Here is an 18,854-nt window from a genome sequence, read left to right as displayed (position 1 = left end):
TAACACCTTTGTTATAAGTCGATTTCCAAACCGTCGTAAGCCACTTCTATGCCGTTGCCAGCCAGCGTCTTACGCTCCGGCGAATCTTCGTCGAGAATCGGGTTGGTGTTATTGATATGAATCAAAATCTTACGAGCGTTCGGCACGCCGTTCAACACTTCAATCATGCCGCCGGGGCCGGATTGCGGCAAATGACCGATTTCGCGGGCGCGTTTCTGGCTGATACCGCGCGTGACCATTTCATCGTCGGTCCAGAAAGTGCCATCCACCATCAGGCAGTCAACGCTTTGCATAGCCTTGAAAACGTGCGGCTCGATTTCGCCCAACCCGGGCGAGTAGTAAAGCTTTTTGCCTGTAGAAATCTGTTCGACGATCACGCCAATGTTGTCGCCCTCGTGCGGGTCGTGGCGGTGCGGCGAATAGGGCGGCGCCTTGCTTTTTAAGGCATGGGCGTAGATGCGGATGTCGTCGATGCCGGGAATTTCGAACGGCGTTTCGTCGCAGGCAATCGGATGATGGTTGACGGTGCAGTAATCTTTCAGCATCGTGAACAGCGGAAAGCCGGTCGTTAAATCTTGTCGAACCATCTCGGTGCAATATACGTTCAAGGGCTTGCCTTCGCGCAGCATCAGCATGCCGGTGGTGTGGTCGATCTGGCTGTCGATCAGCAGGACGGCCTTAATGCCGGTATCGCGAATGCCTTCTTTGGGCTGAATCGCCGGAAACGCTTCCAGTTGGGCGCGAATGTCGGGCGAAGTATTGAGCAGCAGCCAGTTGCGGTTGTCGGTGCTGATCGCGATCGAGGATTGGGTGCGGGCCTTGCCGTTGAATTCGCCTCTGCGGTAACGGCCGCAATTGTCGCAATTGCAATTCCATTGCGGGAAGCCGCCGCCGGCGCCGGCGCCGAGAACTCTGATTTTCATGTCGGATTCGGATTGATGAACGAGCGCCGCATGATACGGGATTGAAAAACGCCAGGCAAAAAAAAGGGGCAGGAATTTGCCCCTTTTTGTGGTCAACCGTAATAATTAACGGTTGTAGATGTACATGGTAACTTCAAAACCGAAACGCATGTCGTTGTAAGCTGGTGTTTCCCATTTCATTTGTATACCCTCCAGAGGTTTTGTTGTTGTGTGCGATAGCTTGGTCGAGAAAGCTGCACCGAAGTATACGATGAAGTTTTTCTTTGCGCAACCAAGCGGATTCGAGACTATCGGCACGATTCCGAGCTGTTTTCGTTCCGAAAAGTTCCCGGTTGGTTACGCCGCTTGCAATGCCTTGGAAGCCTTATCAGGCAGGGTGGGGTGTTGCCCGTTGGGCTGAGTCGGGGCTCGCGTATTTGATTCGCTGGTGCAGAAAAAAGGTCCGGGCTGGTTGGGGAGCTTAACACCTCAGCGAAAGTCGGCGTATGAGGCTAGGGCTGAATCACTCTCGGTGGCGTTTTCCGAGATTTCCGCAGGTGGAATAAGCCGGACGCTATGCTGGCGACTCATTTATACTGTGCGTTTTTTAAGTGCGGATTTGTTGGGTATGAAAACATATCTGGTCGGCGGCGCGGTGCGTGATCGTTTACTGGATTATCCGGTCGAGGAGCGCGATTGGCTGGTGGTCGGCGAAACGGCGGAGGCGATGGTGGCGCGCGGTTTTCGGCCGGTAGGAAAAGACTTTCCGGTATTTTTGCATCCGGAAACCCACGAAGAATATGCTTTGGCCAGGACCGAGCGCAAAACCGGCATGGGTTATAAAGGCTTTGCCGTGCACGCCGATCCTGACGTGACCTTGGAAGAAGATCTGCAGCGGCGCGATTTGACGATCAACGCGATGGCAATCGGCGACGATGGCGTACTGATCGATCCGTTTTGCGGCCGGCTTGATTTAGAGCAAAAGCTGTTGCGGCATGTATCTCCCGCGTTTAGTGAAGATCCCGTTCGGATTTTACGTGCGGCACGCTTTGCTGCACGCTACGCGCATCTGGGATTTCGCGTGGCTGACGAAACCATGATGTTAATGAAGCATATGGTTGCTGCGGGCGAGGCTGATTACTTAGTGTCGGAGCGGGTCTGGGCGGAGCTGCATAAAGCACTGTTGGAGCGTACGCCTCAGGCGTTTTTTCAAGTTTTGCGGGACTGCGGTGCACTGGGCGTTGTGTTCCCCGAAATCGATGCCCTGTTCGGTGTACCGCAACCGGAAAAATACCATCCGGAAATCGATACCGGTGTACATGCCTTAATGGTGCTGGAGCAAGCTGTTCGTCTGTCTGCGAAAGCCGAGGTGCGTTTGGCTGCGCTGTTGCACGATTTGGGCAAGGCTTTGACGCCCAGAGAGCATTGGCCCAGTCACCACGGTCACGAAAAAAAAGGTTTGCGGGTGTTGGAGCGCTTTTGCGATCGTTTGCGGGTTCCCAAACCCTTCAAAAGTTTGAGCATGCAAGTCATGGAATACCACACGCATTGCCATAGGGCTCTGGAACTACGTTCGGATACCTTGACCGATATGTTGCAAGCGATAGCTGCCTTCAAACCGGGAAATCGGCTCGACGAGTTTTTGTCGGCCTGCGAGGCGGATGCCAGGGGACGCAGCGGTTTCGAAGACCGCAGTTATCCTCAAGCCGAATACATTCGTGGCGCCGCCGCGGCGGCTGCCGCAGTAGATACTGGAGCGGCCTTGTGGCAAGGGCTGCAAGGCGAACAGATCGGGGCGGCGATCCGCCGGTCGCGAATACAAGCCGTCGACGATTTTAAGAAATGCTACCGATCGGCCGTTTCATGAATGCCGTGCTGATTTCCGCCGGCCTTCTCGTTTGCAGTAACGTGTTTATGACTTTTGCCTGGTACGCGCACTTGAAGGAGTTGAATGGCCAGCCTTGGTTGGTGGCGGCGCTGCTGAGCTGGGGCGTGGCTTTGTTCGAGTACCTGTTGCAAGTTCCGGCGAATCGCATCGGCTATACCTCGCTTAGCCTGGGCCAGTTGAAGATTATGCAGGAGGTGATCGCGTTGAGCGTGTTCGTGCCGTTCTCGGTGTACTACATGAAGGAGCCGTTGAAACTGGACTATCTCTGGGCCGGATTGTGTTTGCTCGGGGCAGTGTTTTTTATCTTCAGGGCCAAATTCAATTAAACGTATACGGCAGCCGCCGGCACCACGGATATCCAAATATGCTCAGTTACCGACACGGTTTTCACGCCGGCAATTTTGCCGATGTTTTAAAACATAGCCTGCTGGCCTTGACCGTTGCGGCGTTAAAACAAAAGTCCAAGCCTTTTGTTTACATCGATACTCACGCCGGCGCCGGCAAGTACTCATTTAAATCGGAATTCGCCGAAAAGACCGGCGAGTATCGGCTAGGTATCTCCAAGGTGTGGCGCGAGCCTGAGCCTCCCGCCGAGTTGCACGATTATCTGGCGGCGGTGCGCGCCGAAAATACCGGCAGGCAATTGGCGCGTTATCCCGGTTCCCCGCAATTGGTGAAGCGCTTGGCCCGCCCCCAAGATCGGTTATTATTGTCGGAATTGCACGGATCGGACGTTGCCGCGTTGCAGCAATTGTTCGCCGGGGACAAGCAGGTAAGCGTCAGCAAGGAAGACGGCCTGCAAATGTTGCCGAAAAAGCTGCCGCCGATTCAGCGCCGCGGATTGATTTTGATCGACCCCAGTTACGAGATGAGAGACGAATATAAAAAAGTGGTCGCTGCTCTGGTCAGTGGCCATCGGCATTTCGCTACCGGAATCTTTGCGGTCTGGTATCCCGTTATCGAGCGGGCCGCAACCGAAGCTTTCATCGGTAAACTGGCCGGAAGCGGTATTCCCAAACAGTTACGCATCGAACATTGTGTTGCCGAAGACGGTGCTGGAAGAGGAATGACGGGGTCTGGCATGCTGTTTATCAATCCGCCGTGGTTGCTGGCAAGACAAGCAGAAACGCTGCTGCCTTGGTTGGACCGGGTTCTGGCCGACGGCGCAGGACGTTGGAAAGTCGAGTGGACAGTACCCGAGACCGGCGCGGACGGCGCGTAGCGGAATTAGCCATGTTGAAGAAGAATCTCGACCTGATCATCGTCGGTTGCATCGCTTTGGCGCTGGTCATGTACGACGTGACGCTGGAATTGCTGGGGGAGTTGATGCATCTGCTGTTCGAAGGTCTGCACGTGGCTTTCGAATACGTCGAGTTGGGAATAGAAGAAGCGGTCGAGTTGGTTTTTCACATTTTGGATATCGGCGAAATTGTCGAATATTTGTTCGAATCCGATCGCCACGGCAGTCAGGTCGTGACGTTTTACATCCTGCTCTCAATTTTCGGTTTCGGATTTTACAAATTGTGGAAGACTCTGCCGCGGTTACACGCTTTTTTGAAGCAACGGCTACTGAATATCTGGGTCCGGCGCAAAACCGAGTTGCAACTGTATTGGTTGTCGCTCACGACGCGTAACAAAGTGACCCTCGCACTAACCGCATTGCTAGTCGCTTACATCGCGTCGTTTTTCGTGATGTAGCCGGACGCGCTTTACCATCCCGTTTCGAGCTATCTGATGCCATTAGAACAAGTCAAGCAATCCATTTTGGCCGGCAACGGCCTGCAAACTCAGGATATCGATCGAGTCATGTCCGCGTTGCTGAGCGCGCCGGTCGATGCCGCCGATATCTATTTTCAGTCTAGCCACTTCGAATCCTGGTCTTTGGAGGGCGGGATCATCAAGGAAGGCAGTCATTCGATCGAGCACGGCGCCGGGGTGCGCGCCGTCAGCGGCGATAAAACCGGATTTGCCTACAGCGACCGGATCGAGTTGCCGATTTTGCTGGAAGCGGCCAATAACGTGAAAGCCATTGTCCGCCATGGTCAACAGGCGCAGCGCAAGGTGGATACCTTTCGCGCAGCGCCGTGTCTGTACCGCCCCGTGAATCCTTTAAAGTCTTTGGACGATAGGCAAAAAATCGAACTGTTGATGCGCGTCGATCGGGAAACCCGAAAGTTGGATTCGCGCATCGAAGAAGTCATGGTCAGTCTGATTGCTGCCTATGACCACGTGTTGATCGCGAATCAAGACGGCTCGTTGGCGGCCGACATTCGGCCGCTGGTGCGAATGAATGTCACGGTGATCATGGCCGAAAACGGCCGGCGCGAGCAAGGCAGTATGGGCGGCGGCGGCCGCTGCGACTATTCCTATTTTCTGGAGAGCGACCGCGGCCTGGAATACGGCAAAGAAGCGGTCCGTCAGGCGCAAGTCAACTTGCAGGCTGAGGAAGCCCCCGCGGGTAATATGACCGTGGTTCTGGGTTCAGGCTGGCCGGGGATTTTGTTGCACGAGGCCATCGGTCATGGCTTGGAGGGGGACTTCAATCGCAAGGGGACTTCGGCTTTCAGCGGCCGAGTCGGCGAGCGGGTGGCTTCCGATCTGTGTACCGTGGTGGACGACGGCACGTTGCAAGGTCGGCGCGGTTCGTTGAACATCGACGACGAAGGGACGCCGACTGAAAATACCGTGTTGATCGAGAAGGGCATTCTGAAAGGCTACATGCAGGATAAGCTGAATGCCCGGTTGATGGGGGTGGCGCCGACCGGTAACGGCCGCCGCGAATCCTATGCCCATTTGCCGATGCCGCGCATGACCAACACTTACATGCTGCCAGGACAGAGCGATCCGGAAGAGATTATCGCCTCGGTGAAAAAAGGCCTGTACGCGCGCAACTTCGGCGGCGGTCAAGTGGACATCACTTCCGGCAAGTTCGTATTCTCGGCCAGCGAAGCCTACCTGATCGAAAACGGCAAAATCACCCGGCCGGTGAAAGGGGCGACGCTGATCGGCAACGGTCCCGACGTATTGACCAAAGTGTCCATGGTCGGCAACGACATGGCGCTGGATAGCGGCGTCGGCACTTGCGGCAAGGACGGCCAAAGCGTTCCGGTCGGCGTCGGCCAGCCGACGTTGAAAATCGACGGCTTAACGGTTGGCGGTACCAGCGTCTGAAATACAGGGTGCAGCCATTCGGCTTGTACGCGTAACGACTAAACAAGAGATTTGCCGTGCAAAATCAGGAAGAAATCAATCGTTTGAAAAATGTGGTTCAACAATTGTTGGACGAAGCCAAACTACAGGGAGCCACTGCTGCAGAAGCGGCATTCAGCGTGGACAATGGGTTGTCGGTGTCGGCTCGACTCGGGGAAGTGGAAACCGTGGAGTACCATTGCGATCAAGGCATTGGCGTCACGGTGTATTTCGGCAAAAGGAAGGGCTCTGCCAGTACCAATGACATTTCCGGCGAATCGTTGAAGGAAACCGTCAAAGCCGCATGCAGTATCGCCCACTACGCTAGCGAAGACGAGTTTGCCGGCCTGCCCGATCCCGAGCGGTTGGCTACGGAATTTCCCGATCTCGATTTAAACCATCCTTGGCAGCTCAATGCCGAGCAAGCTATCGAGCTGGCGATCGAGTGCGAAAACGCGGCGCGCAATTATAGCTCTGTGATCAGCAACTCCGAGGGGGCTTCAGTTAATACCCATCAGGGCACACGGGTGTTCGGCAATTCATTGGGTTTTTTGCAGGGTTACCAGTCCAGCCGGCACTCCTTGAGTTGCTCGGTACTCGCCGGTAGCGGCGACGCCATGCAACGAGACTATTGGTATAGTGTCGCGCGTAACCCGAGCGATCTGGAAGCTGCGGCACAAGTCGGCGAAAAAGCCGCGCAGCGCACGCTAGCGCGGTTAGACGCCCGGCCTCTCGGCACCCGGCAATGTCCGGTGTTGTTTGCGCCGGAAATGGCCTCTAGTTTGATCGGAGCGTTGCTGGGCGCGATCAGCGGCGGTAGTCTGTACCGGAAGTCATCTTTTTTATTGGACAGCCTAGGAAAGCAAATTCTGCCGGAGTTTGTGCGGATACACGAGCAGCCGTTGTTAAAGCGGGCGTTGGGAAGCGCGAGCTACGACGCGGAAGGTGTCGCGACCCGGGCTCGAGACATCGTTAATAACGGCGTTTTGCAATCTTACATACTCAGCACCTATTCGGCGCGCAAGCTGGGCATGCAGACTACCGGTAACGCCGGCGGGGTACATAATCTGATTGTCGAGCCGGGCGACCGTGATTTTGCCGAAATGTTGCAGCTGTTGGGTACCGGTCTGTTGGTCACCGAATTGATGGGGCAGGGCGTGAATCGGGTGACCGGCGATTATTCCCGCGGCGCTTCCGGGTTTTGGGTCGAAAATGGCGTTATCCAATACCCCGTTCAAGAAATCACCATTGCCGGCAATTTAAAGTCCATGCTGCGCAATATCGTGGCGATCGGCAACGACGTTGATCTGCGCGGCAATGTCCGGGTCGGCTCGATTTTGCTGGAGCAAATGGCGATTGCCGGCGAATAAGCTTAGCCTTTGAAAAGCAGCAGGACCTTAAAACTTTCGTTGGGCCGCTGCAGATTTGCAGCGGCCTTGTAAATCAAGAGATTCAGGTACGGTGGCGTTAGCGCCCAGGGATGTAAATCCTTAGGGCTACTCGAACAGCTTACGCACGTTTTCGTACCTTTGGACTTCAATCTGCTTAGCCCTCCCAGAAAACATTAAAAAGCTTACTGCGCTTAGCATGCCTGAGATCAATGCTCCAATCGCTATAATGGAAAAAAGGACATCCATGTTCTGGTGATAAAGAAATACAACGATGGAACCGCATGCAGCGAATGCAAAGCGCGTAAAAACTGCGGTTATCGGCCAGAACACTTTGCCCGCGCCTTGCCCGGCAAAATAAAACGCAAATAGAAAGGCAACCATACCGTACACCGGCCCGACTGCTTTTAGGTACTTTTCGCCAACGAACAGAACATCCGTCGAGCTAGTGAACAAGTTCATCCAAATGCCTGGATGATATGCCAAGGACAAACCGACCAGCTCAACCATCGCGCCAACAAACAGGGCATTGAGTAACGCCGCTTGCCTTGCTCTTTTGATATTGCCGGCACCGATGTTGGTACCCACTATTGTCAAAACAGCGGTACCAAAACCAAACATGACCGGTATTAACAGATACTCCATACGCGAGGCAATGCCATAACCAGCCAAGGCCGGTACGCCAAAAACACCGACCACCGAGGTAATCGCGGTAACTGACAAGTTGGAAAAAATGGCACTGAGTGATGACGGCAAGCCGACGGCCAAAATTTGCTGGAAATAGTGATAACGAATTCGGCGCCGCCGTAACCGTAAAATACTGCTCGAGGAGCGCATGTAACTAATAATTAAAAGCAGTGAGGCAGCATTGCAGATCAGTTGCGCATAGCCCGCCCCTGCAATTCCTAACTTCGGCGTACCCAATAGTCCCAATATCAATACGGGCGATAGTAATAGGCAGGCTAAGACATTTCCCAGCGTTATCAACGCAGGCACTTTGACGTTGCCTGCCCCGCGTAAAGCAGACTGCAGCAATATATAAACCCAGTTAATAGTGGCCGAGCCAAACAATATGTCCGAATAAAGCAGCGCTTGTTGTAAGGCATCTCCGGTTCCTCCCAGCGATGCGTAAATCGGGCGGCCAAATACCAGCAGCACAAGGGTAAATAAGCCGCCAAATGCGATACCTATCAAGGTGGCGTGATAGGCCAATCGTTCCGCACTTTCTACATCCCTGGCACCGATGGCACGAGCGATGGCGGAAGATACGCCCCCGCCTATGCCTCCGTTCGACATCATGATCATCAACATCACCATCGGTATCACCAATGATGCACCCGCAATCGAATCCACCCCTAATGAACTGACAAAATAAGTTTCTGCAACGCTAACTATTGCGGACAGAAACATGACACCAACCGTCGGCAATGCCAATTTAACCAATACTGGAAACAAGGGGCCCGATAAGATCATCGTCACATGTTTTTCCCTGTTTGATATCAGTTTGGACTGGATTTTCAGCTGGGCGCAATCATCCCTATTTCCGTACTGGATTTGCTGATCGTTAAATTTTGAAAGCTTTGGCTTTTTCATGTAATGGTTTAGAAGTGATCTTGAATGAAGTCTGGCCTGGAGACACCAAATTCCGCATTCTTTGCGCTTGGCGGATTAAGGCATCTCCTTTAGCTCTCCAACATTGGGGGTTTATTTAAGAAGAGATAACCGGCCCCCAAGGCGAAGCGCCGGGCGGTGCGACATTGATCAATTTTTCGTTTACAAACTCGTAAAAACCGCGCTCCGATAACTCGCGGCCAAACCCCGAGTTTTTGATCCCGCCAAACGGCAGTTCCGGGGCCGTCCAGGCGGGCTGGTTGATGAAAACCATGCCGCTTTCAATTTCCACCGCGACGGCTCGGCCGCGTTCGACATCGGCGGTAAAAATGGATGCACCGAGTCCAAACGAGGTTGCGTTGGCCAAAGCAATGGCTTGCGCTTCGCTATCAACCACGTAAATGGCGGCGACCGGGCCAAACAGTTCTTGGTTGTGGATCGGATTATTTGCGTCTATTTCGGTGATGACGGTAGGCTCAAGAAAGTAGCCTGGTCTGTCGATTCTTTTACCGCCAAGTACGACGTTGGCACCGCCGGCTTGGGCCTGAGCAATCTGATCGAGCAGCAGCTTCAGCGCTTTTTCCGAGGATAGCGGCGCCAACGTCGTGGCCGGATTCAGTGGATCGCCGGCGTGCAAGGACGACATGCGTTCGACAAAACCTTCCAGAAACGCCTTGCCGCGCGCTTGCCCCACCACAATAAGGCGTTTCGAGCCGACGCAACATTGGCCGCAGTTGAACATGCGCCCGAACAAGGCGCTATCGAGCGTGGACTCAAGCGGAGCGTCTTCCAATACCAGTAGTGGGTCGCTCCCACCCATTTCCGCCACGACTTTTTTCAATGCTCGCCCGGCGCGTCCCGCAACCGCGGCGCCGGCAGTTTCGCTACCGGTGATCGTGACGCCGCGCACCCGCGGATCGTCGATCACGCGGCCGATTTGTTCTATAGTCGCGAATAGATTGGTGTACACACCGGCCGGGGCGCCGGCATCTTCGAATAGCCTGGCCAGGGCCAGTGCCGACTGCGGGACGTTTTCCGAATGTTTCAGCAATAACACGTTGCCGGCCATCAATTGCGGGCCAGCAACGCGCGCAACTTGGTAATAAGGGAAATTCCAGGGCTCTATGCCCAGAATCACCCCTATCGATTCGATCGATACTTGGGCGGTCGGTGCTTCCGGCAGGGCTTTCGGTGCAAGATACTCTTTCGCATTTTTGGCGTAGTACTGGAGTATCCCGGCGGTAATGTCTACTTCTGCGTATGCTTCGCCAATGAGCTTACCCATTTCTAACGTCAAATATTGCGCGTACTCTGCTTTCCTTTCCAGCAGGATCGATGCTGCTTTCTCCAGAACCTTCGCGCGTTGATCGACCGAATAATGGCGCCACGCCTCCCGATAGGCTTGATCGGCTTTCGAAATCGCAAGCTCAAGATCAGAATCGGATAGTTCAGGATAAGCTGCTAGTAATTCGCCGGATGACGGATTGATGGATTGATAAGCCATATTTCTATCTCGTTTTAGTCGATACCGTCTTGCTAAGAGGCATAAAGCCAGACCGATAGCGCGATCAGAAACGTGTATCGATGATTTTGGAAAAAGTGCCCGGTTCACCATGAACGGGGCACTCGTATTAACTAACCCGTTACGCCTGGAGACAGTAAAAAGTGACCCGCGGGTAGTTTTTCTTGGTAGGTGTAAGGGCTAGCCTTGTTTTCCGCAACCCAACGTTTTTCGGCTATCGATTCGAAGGGCGGGGGTAATTCGCCTTGTAGCGACCAAAGGTCGAACGGGGTTTCGTCAATTGAAATTTCCCAATCGAAACCGCGTTCCTTCACAAAAGGCGCAATGACGTCGTCAAGCGTTCGCATCCACCATTCGCGTATGATGGGGCCCGGCAATGTCCGGGCGATTTGGTCGATCTTGAAACGAACGAACTTGTCATTACGTACGCCACCGACAAAACAATTACCTTTCGCCACTTCTTCGAAAATGACGACGGCGTAAAATCTTGGGATGGGTACGCCCGCATAGACGTTAGTGATTTGTTCGACCAGTTCCTGTTTGTCTTCGGCACTGAACGCATTGGTAGGATGATAGACTTTCCACAAAGGCATGATGATTCTCCTGATATTTGAGTAGGTTTTGGTGATCTTGCTAACCACCTTGTTTTTCTCAATCAGCATTCCGCCAAAACTCGGCACTTGCTGCACGATTGAGAGTAAGGAGACGGGCCACCGCGTTGACTTGCAAATTCCTTGGGGGAAAACTAAGTGCCGATGGCTGCGTCGGGAATAAATTTATGCCTGAGACGGCAAACGGTAAAATGCTTTGTATTCATGCGCCTATGAAAATAATTGATGCCAAACGCCTCGGACATTTCGGTAACATAGCCCGCCTTTACATCCCGGAAACCCAGCCATGGCGGACTTAAGAACGTTTGATTTGAATCTATTGATCGCTTTTGATCTGCTGATGAAGGAACGCAACGTGTCGCGGGCGGCGGACAAAATGTTCATTAGCCAATCGGCAATGAGCCACGTGCTGCAACGCTTGCGGCAACAACTGGAAGATCCGTTGCTGGTGAAAACCCCGGCGGGCATGACGCCGACGCTACGCGCGTTGTCCCTGGTGGCTCCGGTAGCGGCGGTACTCAAAGATGTGGAAGGTTTGATTCGGGCGCCGGCGCCGTTCGATCCCGCCACTTGTCGGCGCGCTTTTACCATTGCGGCGACAGATTACGTGGAAGCTCTGCTACTGCCGATATTGGCGCCGCGTATTGCCCAACAGGCACCGGGCGTGGATATTCATTTCAAACGTACCAGCAGCCGTTTTCCTTCGCATGCGCTGGAGCAAGGTGAGATAGACCTGATACTGGGTTTTGACGTGATGTTGAATCCCCCCAAGCATCTACATTGTGAACGCCTTTTCGACGATTTCATGGTCTGCGTGGCGCGCATCGGCCACCCGCGAGTGAGTGCGGCATTAACGCTGGAAGACTATATAGACCTGCCGCATATTCTGGTGTCCAGAACCGGCGCCACTACTGGGCAGGTCGACAGCTGGCTAGCAGAACATGGCCGCGAGCGGCGCGTGGCGCTGACCGTGTCGCATTTTCTGTCCGCGTCGATGATCGTGGCGCAAACGGATATGGTCATGGCTTTTCCCAAACGCACGGCCGAGCAATTTGCTCAGACTTTGCCTTTACAATTGGTGCCCTTGCCGCTGGATTTACCGCATTACGACACGGTCATGGTCTGGCATCCGCTGCAAGACCAGGAATTTGCCAATCGCTGGCTACGAGAAGAAATCCGCGCGGCTTGCGCCACGCTGGACCATCAATTGCCAAACTTCGGTTCGCCTAGTTCGGGAAAATAGCGTTCTTGAATGCGCCGACAATAATCGACTAAGGCGGATTGGGTTAAGGCATAATCCTTGACCGGCGAACTGACCGGGCAAGCCAAAAGATTGATCAATACGCCGAAGGCCGAGGCATCGACGCTGGAGGGCCGGTTTCCCAACAAAAAAGTTTTGCCATGAAGCGCGGCGGACACAGCCGCTACGTCGCGTCGGCCCAATTCGAAAATATGTGCGGCAGGTAGCCGGCCAATGCCTTGGCCGCGTAGTTGCCCCCGAATCCGCAGCCGATAGAGTGCGGCCACCACATCCGCCCAGGGTTGCTGTAAACCTTGGAAGATCGCCTGCTTATTGATTTGCCAATTTTCCGCTCCGTACTGCCAACGGCTGTACATGCACACCCAGTACAAATGTTCTTCCAATAAACGTTGCCAGGCCAGCGCTTGCGCACTTTGCTCGGCCGACAAATGCCCATCCAGGCTATCGCCGTAATGCTCTCGCAGATAGCCGATAATCAGCCGGCTATCGGCAAGCTTTTGACCGTTGTCTTCTATGAAGGGCAGCTTGCCGAAGGGCGCAAAGAGGGGCAACGTTTCGGCAATCCGGTATTCGATGCCGGCCATGCGCAGATAGGTTTCCAGCTTGACGCAAAACTGGCTGGGGTTGGGAATGTTCCAGGCTCTGGGAAATTGATACAACGTAATCATGTGGAACTTCGTTTCTGACTCACTACAACTGTCGACATGCGCTTTAGAAATGGCCAACTATTGTATCGGTTAAAAAGGGGTTGCCGGGTGAATTGATCAGCCTTCGTCCGGCAACACAAAGCGTAACGGCCGCGAGCCTATCTTTGCCCCCGTCACCTCGTCGATGGCCACCGGTTTAATATACTCTCCCGTTTCAATATCCTGGATACGCACCAACGGACCGTCGCCGCGATACTGGCTCCCCCAGGCGCCAATCATCATAAGCACCGGCAGAAAGTCGCGGCCAGCGGCTGTCAATACATACTCCTCGCGCGGCGGTCGCTCCGAATAAAGCCGTTTTTCCAATAATCCTTCCTCAGTTAACGTCGCCAAACGCCGGGTCAGTATCGTCGGCGCTATACCGAGACTTTTCCGAAATTGGTCGAAGCGGGTTAGGCCGAAATGGGCGTCCCGCAGTATCAATAAACTCCAGGTGTCGCCAAGAAAAGCCAGGCAGCGAGCGATCGGACAAGGGTCGGCGCAATTATTTTTATCGTTCATACATTTTTAGTAGTGACTTGGTTTCATTTTGATAGTAACATTACTTTCGAAATGATAGTAACACTTAGTCGACAGACTATCCACCCTCAAAAGGAGATTCGATATGAGCAATAAAGACAATGCTGTAGCCCTGGTCACCGGCGCATCCTCGGGCATTGGTCTGGTAACGGCCAAGGCCCTGCAACAAGCCGGTTACCGCGTATTCGGCACCAGCCGCAAGGCGCTTGCAAGCGCCGATGGCGTCACGATGTTGACCTGCGACGTGACCGACGAAGCCTCGGTAAAGAACGCGGTAGCCGAGGTCTTGAAACAGACCGGTCGCATCGATCTGCTAGTCAACAATGCCGGCGTCGGCTTGCTCGGCGGGGCGGAAGAGTCTTCAACCGCGCAAACCCAGGCGCTGTTCGACGTCAACGTCTTCGGTATTACCCGTGTGACCAACGCCGTGCTGCCAACCATGCGCAGCCAAAGAAAAGGCAGAATCGTCAATATCAGCTCGGTCCTGGGCTTGATCCCCGCGCCTTACAACGCGCTCTATGCCGCGACCAAACATGCGGTCGAAGGTTATTCTGAATCGCTGGACCACGAACTGCGCACCTTCGGCATCCGAGTGGTACTGGTTGAACCGGCATTTACCCGCACCTCGTTCGAAGCAAGCATCACCAAGCCCGATCAACCGCTGGCCGTTTATGACGCCGTACGTACCAGGATGGCGACTCTGATGCGGATTGGCGTGAGTGCGGGCGATGCCCCTAGCGTGGTCGCTGAAACGGTATTGAAAGCCGCAACCGCCGTAGTTCCCAGAAGGCGCTATACCGCCGGAAAACAAGCAAGCCAAGTGCGTTTTCTGCGTCGTTTCCTTCCGGAGGCCATGGTAGACAAGAGTTTGCGCAAGTTTAACCAACTGCCGATGGTCTGAAAAATGGAAGGATAGCGAGATGATTCAATTATTTACAACGTCCGTGAAGACTAAGAGCCGGCTTCAAGGCGGATTTTTGCTGCTGCTGATGGTAAGCGCAGGATGCAGCGACCAGCACGGACCAACATCAGCGGTTGCTCGCCCGGTAAAAGTATTTCGAACCGAGGGAAACACCGCTTCAGGCGCTAGAAGTTTTGCCGGCGAAGTTCGGGCAAGAATTGAGACGCCCTTATCATTCCGGGTAGCAGGTAAATTGCTGGCGCGCAAAGTGGATGTTGGCGATCCGGTGCGTAAAGGCCAGTTGCTGGCGACACTGGACGGCAACGATTATCGCCTCGCCGTACAGGCCATTAAGGCTCAGTTGGCTGCCGCGCAAGCCGACAGCAACTTCTTGCACGACGATTTGGCCAGATACCGCGAATTGCTGGCCCAGCGAGTCATCAGCCCGCCGGAGTTCGAACGCCACGAAACTGCCTACACCACGGCGCGGGAGCGTACAGCGGCGCTGGAAGCGCAATTGGGCGAGGCGCTTAACCAGCTATCCTATACCGAGCTGCATGCCGACCGCGACGGCGTGGTCACGGCGCTGGCTGTAGAAGCCGGACAAGTGCTGGCCGCCGGTCAGGCCGTGGTGACGCTGGCCCAGCTCGACGAAAAGGAAGTTCATTTCGACGTTCCCGAGCATCAACTATCGGAAACCCGGCGCCAACAAGTCGTTAATGTGTCTTTATGGTCCGACGACAACCGGCGGATCAAGGCCAGAATCCGCGAGATCGCCTCGGCCGCCGATCCGTCCAGCCGCACCTATCGCGCCAAGGCCACCTTGCTCGAAGGTCTGGATGCCGCGCTATTAGGCATGACGGCGACGGTTCAACTCGCGGCGAACACCGCTTCCGGCATCGCCATTCCGCTTTCCGCCGTCTATACCCCGCAAAATCAGCCCGATCATCCTTTGGTCTGGCTAGTCGACGAGCAGGCGGCTACCGTCAAATCCATGCCGGTTAAGCTGGGCGAAACGCTGGCCGGCGAACGCATCGCCGTCGAGGGACTCGCCGCCGGCCAATTGCTGGTCAGCGCCGGCGTCCAGCGCCTGGCCGAGGGCCAGTCTGTCCGCTTACCGGCAGAAAATGCACCAGCTAAAGAGGGACAACCATGAAAGAGTTCAACCTCAGCGAATGGGTGCTTAAACACCGCTCCTTCACCGGCTTTATGCTCGCACTGGTGGTGCTCGGCGGCCTATTCGCTTATTACAAGCTGGGCCAGCAGGAAGATCCGCCGTTCACCTTCCGCATCATGGTGGTCAAGACCCTTTATCCCGGCGCCACCGCGTTGGAAGTGGAACAGCAGTTGACCGACAGGCTGGAAAAGAAAATCCAGGAACTGCCTGACCTGGATTACTTGCGCAGTTATTCCAAACCCGGCGAATCGGTGATTTTCGTCACGCCGCGCGAAGATACGCCGCCCAAGGACATTCCCGAGCTTTGGTATCAAGTGCGCAAGAAGGTCGACGACATCCGCATGACGCTGCCACCCGGCAGCATCGGGCCGTTTTTCAATGACGAATTCGGCGATACCTATAGCCTGATCTACGCCTTTTCCGGCGAGGGCTTTAGTTATGCCGATCTGAAATTGGCGGCCGATTCGGTTCGCCAACAGCTGTTGCGGGTCAAGGATGTCGAGAAGGTCGATTTGATCGGCGTACAGGACGAAAAGATTTTCGTGGAGTTTTCCGACAAAAAGCTGGCCGAATTGGGCCTGGAGACGGCGGCGGTTGCCCAGGCCTTGCAGGCGCAGAACGGCATGGCGCCGGCGGGCACGGTGTTTTCCGCGCACCACAACCTGCCGATACGCCTGACCGGTTCGTTCGACTCCGAAGATGGTGTCGCCAATATGCCGGTGCGCATCGGCAATCGCACCTTCAAGGTTAGCGACTTTGCTAGGGTGACGCGCGGCTATGTCGATCCGGCGGAATTCAAGATGCGTTTCAACGGCAAGCCGGCGCTTGGTCTCGGCGTGACGATGAACAAGAAAGGCAATGTCATCGATCTGGAACAAGCCTTGGACGAGACGCTGAACCGTGTAACCAACGAGCTACCGTTAGGCTTGGACGTGGAAACGGTCGCCAATCAAGGTCGTGTGGTGAAAAATCAGATGGCGGAATTCGGCCGTACCTTCTTCGAAGCCCTGGCCACCGTGTTGGTGGTGAGTTTCTTGAGCCTGGGTTGGCGTACCGGTTCCGTGGTGGCGCTGACCGTGCCGCTGGTGCTGGCAGCCACCTTGTTGGTCATGCTGCTGTGCGGTATCGACCTGCAACGCATTTCCTTGGGCGCTTTGATACTGGCGCTAGGCTTGCTGGTGGACGATGCGATGATTGCCGTCGAGATGATGGCCCGCAAGCTGGAAGAAGGCTGGGACCGGATGCGCGCCGCGACCTATGCGTATACTGCCACCGCCTTTCCGATGCTGACCGGCACCTTGATCACCATCGCCGGATTCCTGCCGGTGGGTCTGGCGCAATCCTCGGCCGGCGAATACACGGTGGCGATTTTCCAGGTGGTCGGCATTTCGCTGATACTGTCCTGGATAGGCGCGGTGGTGTTCACCCCCTATTTGGGGTTTTTGATCCTCAAGGTGCATGCCAACGGCCAGCAAGCGGCTCACGACTTGTTCGATACGCCGTTCTACAACCGCTTGCGCCGCTGGGTGGATGCTTGTGTGGCGCACCGCAAGAAAGTCATTGTCGCCACGCTGGCTCTGTTCGGCCTAGGCGTGGTGGCTTTAACCCATGTTCCCGAGCAGTTTTTCCCGCTGTCCAACCGGCCTGAAGTCATCGTCGACCTGTGGTTGCCGGAGGGCAGCGCCTTCGAGCAAACCGAAGCCGCCGCCCAACGCATGGAAGCGCTATTAGCCAAGGACGAAGACGTGGAGCATGTCGCCAGCTATATCGGCAGCGGCACGCCGAGGTTTTTCATGTTGATCGTGCAGCAACTGGCGAATACCAATCTGGCCGAATTGGTGGTGATGACCAAGGATAATGCCGCCCGTGAACGGGTGATGCAGCGTGTCCTGCAGATGCTTGAGACCGATTTTCCGAATGTCCGCGGCCGAGTGAAGCGGCTGAATGTCGGGCCGCCGATGGACTATCCGTTGGCGTTCAGAGTGCTCGGTGAAAACCCCAATATCGTACGCGGCATCGCCGAGCGGGTGGCCGAAGTCGTGCGCGACCATCCAGGCACCGTGGACATCAACGATGACTGGCATGACCGCATGCCGTCGTTCCGACTGATGCTGGATCAGGACAAGGCCCGCGCCCTCGGCGTTTCCACGGCCAGCCTGTCGCAAGCCTTGCAGGCGCATTACGCCGGCATCCCGGTCGGTCAGTTGCGCGAGCAGGATAAATTAATCGACATCGTCTGGCGGGCCAGCCCCGAACTGCGCACTGCCGCCGACGAAATGCCGGATGTCGCGGTGCGTACGGCTAATGGCAAGTCGGTGTCGCTGTCGCAGTTCGTCAAGTTCGAGACCGTGTTCGAGGACGGCGTGCGCTGGCGGCGTAACCGCTTCCCGGCTATTTCGGTGCGCGCCGATGTGGCCGACGGCAAGATGGCCCCGGACGTGGCGGCGGAAATCGTCCCGAAACTTAAACCAATCCAGGATAGCCTGCCGGCCGGCTATTTCATCGAAACCGGCGGTTCCAAGGAAGATGCGGTGACCGCGCAGAAGTCGATTCTGATCTGGATTCCGCTGGTGCTGATTGTCACGCTGATCTTGTTGATGATGCAGTTGCAGAATCTGTCCAGGACTTTCATGGTGTTCAGCACCGCGCCGCTGGGAGTGATCGGCGCGGCCTTCGCCTTGCTGTTGTTCCGGGCGCCGTTCGGCTTCGTGGCCTTGCTCGGCATCCTGGCGCTGGCCGGCATGATCATGCGCAATTCGGTGATTCTGGTCGATCAGATCGATCAGGACGAACAGTCCGGACTCGACACTTGGTCGGCCATCGTCGAATCGACGGTACGGCGCTTTAGGCCGATCATGCTGACCGCGGCGGCGGCCATCCTGGCGATGATACCCCTGTCGCGCAATGACTTCTTCGGCCCGCAGGCCATCGCCATCATGGGAGGATTGACGGTGGCGACCGCATTGACGGTGTTCTTTCTGCCGGCGCTGTATGCGGCTTGGTTTAGGGTGGCGCGTACCGATGCAAAAGCTTCCTCTCCCACCGGGAGAGGGTAGGGGTGGGGGGATAAAGCTTTGTTTTATATACCCTCATCCTAACCTTCTCCCAAGGGGAGAAGGAATAACCCCCGCTTTTAGGATCATCCTCGCGGGTACCACGCGATGCGACCACGGAGTTT

At 55.3% G+C, this 18,854-nt stretch carries 17 protein-coding genes; 10 read left to right on the top strand and 7 right to left on the bottom strand.

The window, feature by feature from the left end; translation table 11 throughout:
• Positions 1 to 11: 11 nt before the first annotated feature.
• Positions 12 to 923: a pyrroloquinoline quinone biosynthesis protein PqqB gene (gene pqqB / locus PL263_RS11925; protein WP_278209590.1), complete on the bottom strand. Its 912-nt coding sequence runs from the start codon at positions 921 to 923 to the stop codon at positions 12 to 14.
• A gap of 105 nt (positions 924 to 1,028) precedes the next feature.
• Positions 1,029 to 1,103, bottom strand: a complete 75-nt coding sequence (gene pqqA / locus PL263_RS11920) for a pyrroloquinoline quinone precursor peptide PqqA (protein WP_054760176.1) — start codon at positions 1,101 to 1,103, stop codon at positions 1,029 to 1,031.
• Between the two features lie 427 nt (positions 1,104 to 1,530).
• Here pqqA and PL263_RS11915 point away from each other — a divergent pair, with 427 nt between their 5' ends.
• From PL263_RS11915 to pmbA, 6 genes are read left to right on the top strand one after another with little or no spacing between them, the layout of a single operon-like run.
• Positions 1,531 to 2,769 (top strand): multifunctional CCA addition/repair protein, encoded by a 1,239-nt coding sequence (locus tag PL263_RS11915; protein WP_278209589.1) that lies wholly within the window; start codon positions 1,531 to 1,533, stop codon positions 2,767 to 2,769.
• On the top strand, positions 2,745 to 3,116 hold the full coding sequence (locus tag PL263_RS11910; protein WP_347568912.1) for a DMT family protein: 372 nt from the start codon (positions 2,745 to 2,747) through the stop codon (positions 3,114 to 3,116). Before PL263_RS11915 ends, PL263_RS11910 begins: the two co-directional genes overlap by 25 nt.
• Positions 3,117 to 3,154: 38 nt before the next feature.
• Positions 3,155 to 4,012 (top strand): 23S rRNA (adenine(2030)-N(6))-methyltransferase RlmJ, encoded by an 858-nt coding sequence (rlmJ, locus tag PL263_RS11905; protein ID WP_278209588.1) that lies wholly within the window; start codon positions 3,155 to 3,157, stop codon positions 4,010 to 4,012.
• An 11-nt stretch (positions 4,013 to 4,023) separates the two neighbouring features.
• Positions 4,024 to 4,488 (top strand): hypothetical protein, encoded by a 465-nt coding sequence (locus tag PL263_RS11900; protein ID WP_278209587.1) that lies wholly within the window; start codon positions 4,024 to 4,026, stop codon positions 4,486 to 4,488.
• 36 nt (positions 4,489 to 4,524) lie between these two features.
• A complete protein-coding gene (gene tldD / locus PL263_RS11895) occupies positions 4,525 to 5,961 on the top strand; it encodes a metalloprotease TldD (protein ID WP_140913649.1) in 1,437 nt (478 codons plus the stop codon).
• Between the two features lie 56 nt (positions 5,962 to 6,017).
• Positions 6,018 to 7,349, top strand: a complete 1,332-nt coding sequence (pmbA, locus tag PL263_RS11890; protein ID WP_278209586.1) for a metalloprotease PmbA — start codon at positions 6,018 to 6,020, stop codon at positions 7,347 to 7,349.
• A 126-nt stretch (positions 7,350 to 7,475) separates the two neighbouring features.
• Here pmbA and PL263_RS11885 read toward each other — a convergent pair whose 3' ends face one another.
• From PL263_RS11885 to PL263_RS11875, 3 genes are all read right to left on the bottom strand, one after another.
• On the bottom strand, positions 7,476 to 8,960 hold the full coding sequence (locus PL263_RS11885; protein WP_278209585.1) for an MATE family efflux transporter: 1,485 nt from the start codon (positions 8,958 to 8,960) through the stop codon (positions 7,476 to 7,478).
• A 115-nt stretch (positions 8,961 to 9,075) separates the two neighbouring features.
• Positions 9,076 to 10,593, bottom strand: a complete 1,518-nt coding sequence (locus tag PL263_RS11880; RefSeq protein ID WP_278209584.1) for an NAD-dependent succinate-semialdehyde dehydrogenase — start codon at positions 10,591 to 10,593, stop codon at positions 9,076 to 9,078.
• 20 nt (positions 10,594 to 10,613) lie between these two features.
• The gene (locus PL263_RS11875; protein WP_278209583.1) at positions 10,614 to 11,162 is read right to left on the bottom strand and encodes a tautomerase family protein; all 549 of its coding nucleotides are present in this window, start codon (positions 11,160 to 11,162) and stop codon (positions 10,614 to 10,616) included.
• A 235-nt stretch (positions 11,163 to 11,397) separates the two neighbouring features.
• Between PL263_RS11875 and PL263_RS11870 the strand changes: the two genes are divergently transcribed.
• Entirely contained in the window at positions 11,398 to 12,354 is a 957-nt protein-coding gene (locus PL263_RS11870) for a LysR family transcriptional regulator (protein WP_278209582.1), read from the top strand.
• On the opposite strand, the gene PL263_RS11865 is transcribed toward PL263_RS11870, so the two are convergent.
• Complete coding sequence (locus PL263_RS11865) at positions 12,315 to 13,040, bottom strand: glutathione S-transferase family protein (protein ID WP_278209581.1); 726 nt, start codon at positions 13,038 to 13,040, stop codon at positions 12,315 to 12,317. The genes PL263_RS11870 and PL263_RS11865 overlap by 40 nt on opposite strands.
• Before the next feature lie 96 nt (positions 13,041 to 13,136).
• Entirely contained in the window at positions 13,137 to 13,580 is a 444-nt protein-coding gene (locus PL263_RS11860; protein WP_278209580.1) for a helix-turn-helix domain-containing protein, read from the bottom strand.
• 103 nt (positions 13,581 to 13,683) lie between these two features.
• On the opposite strand from PL263_RS11860, the gene PL263_RS11855 reads away from it, so the two are divergent.
• From PL263_RS11855 to PL263_RS11845, 3 genes are read left to right on the top strand one after another with little or no spacing between them, the layout of a single operon-like run.
• The gene (locus PL263_RS11855; protein ID WP_278209579.1) at positions 13,684 to 14,499 is read left to right on the top strand and encodes an oxidoreductase; all 816 of its coding nucleotides are present in this window, start codon (positions 13,684 to 13,686) and stop codon (positions 14,497 to 14,499) included.
• Between the two features lie 19 nt (positions 14,500 to 14,518).
• On the top strand, positions 14,519 to 15,655 hold the full coding sequence (locus tag PL263_RS11850; protein WP_278209578.1) for an efflux RND transporter periplasmic adaptor subunit: 1,137 nt from the start codon (positions 14,519 to 14,521) through the stop codon (positions 15,653 to 15,655).
• Positions 15,652 to 18,732: an efflux RND transporter permease subunit gene (locus tag PL263_RS11845; RefSeq protein WP_278209577.1), complete on the top strand. Its 3,081-nt coding sequence runs from the start codon at positions 15,652 to 15,654 to the stop codon at positions 18,730 to 18,732. Before PL263_RS11850 ends, PL263_RS11845 begins: the two co-directional genes overlap by 4 nt.
• Positions 18,733 to 18,854 lie beyond the last annotated feature (122 nt).

Origin of the sequence: Methylomonas sp. EFPC3 (genome assembly GCF_029643245.1) — a bacterium.
GTDB lineage: Bacteria > Pseudomonadota > Gammaproteobacteria > Methylococcales > Methylomonadaceae > Methylomonas > Methylomonas koyamae_B.
The sequence above is the reverse complement of the archived record's forward strand: the minus strand, read 5'-3'. Positions and strand labels throughout refer to the sequence as shown.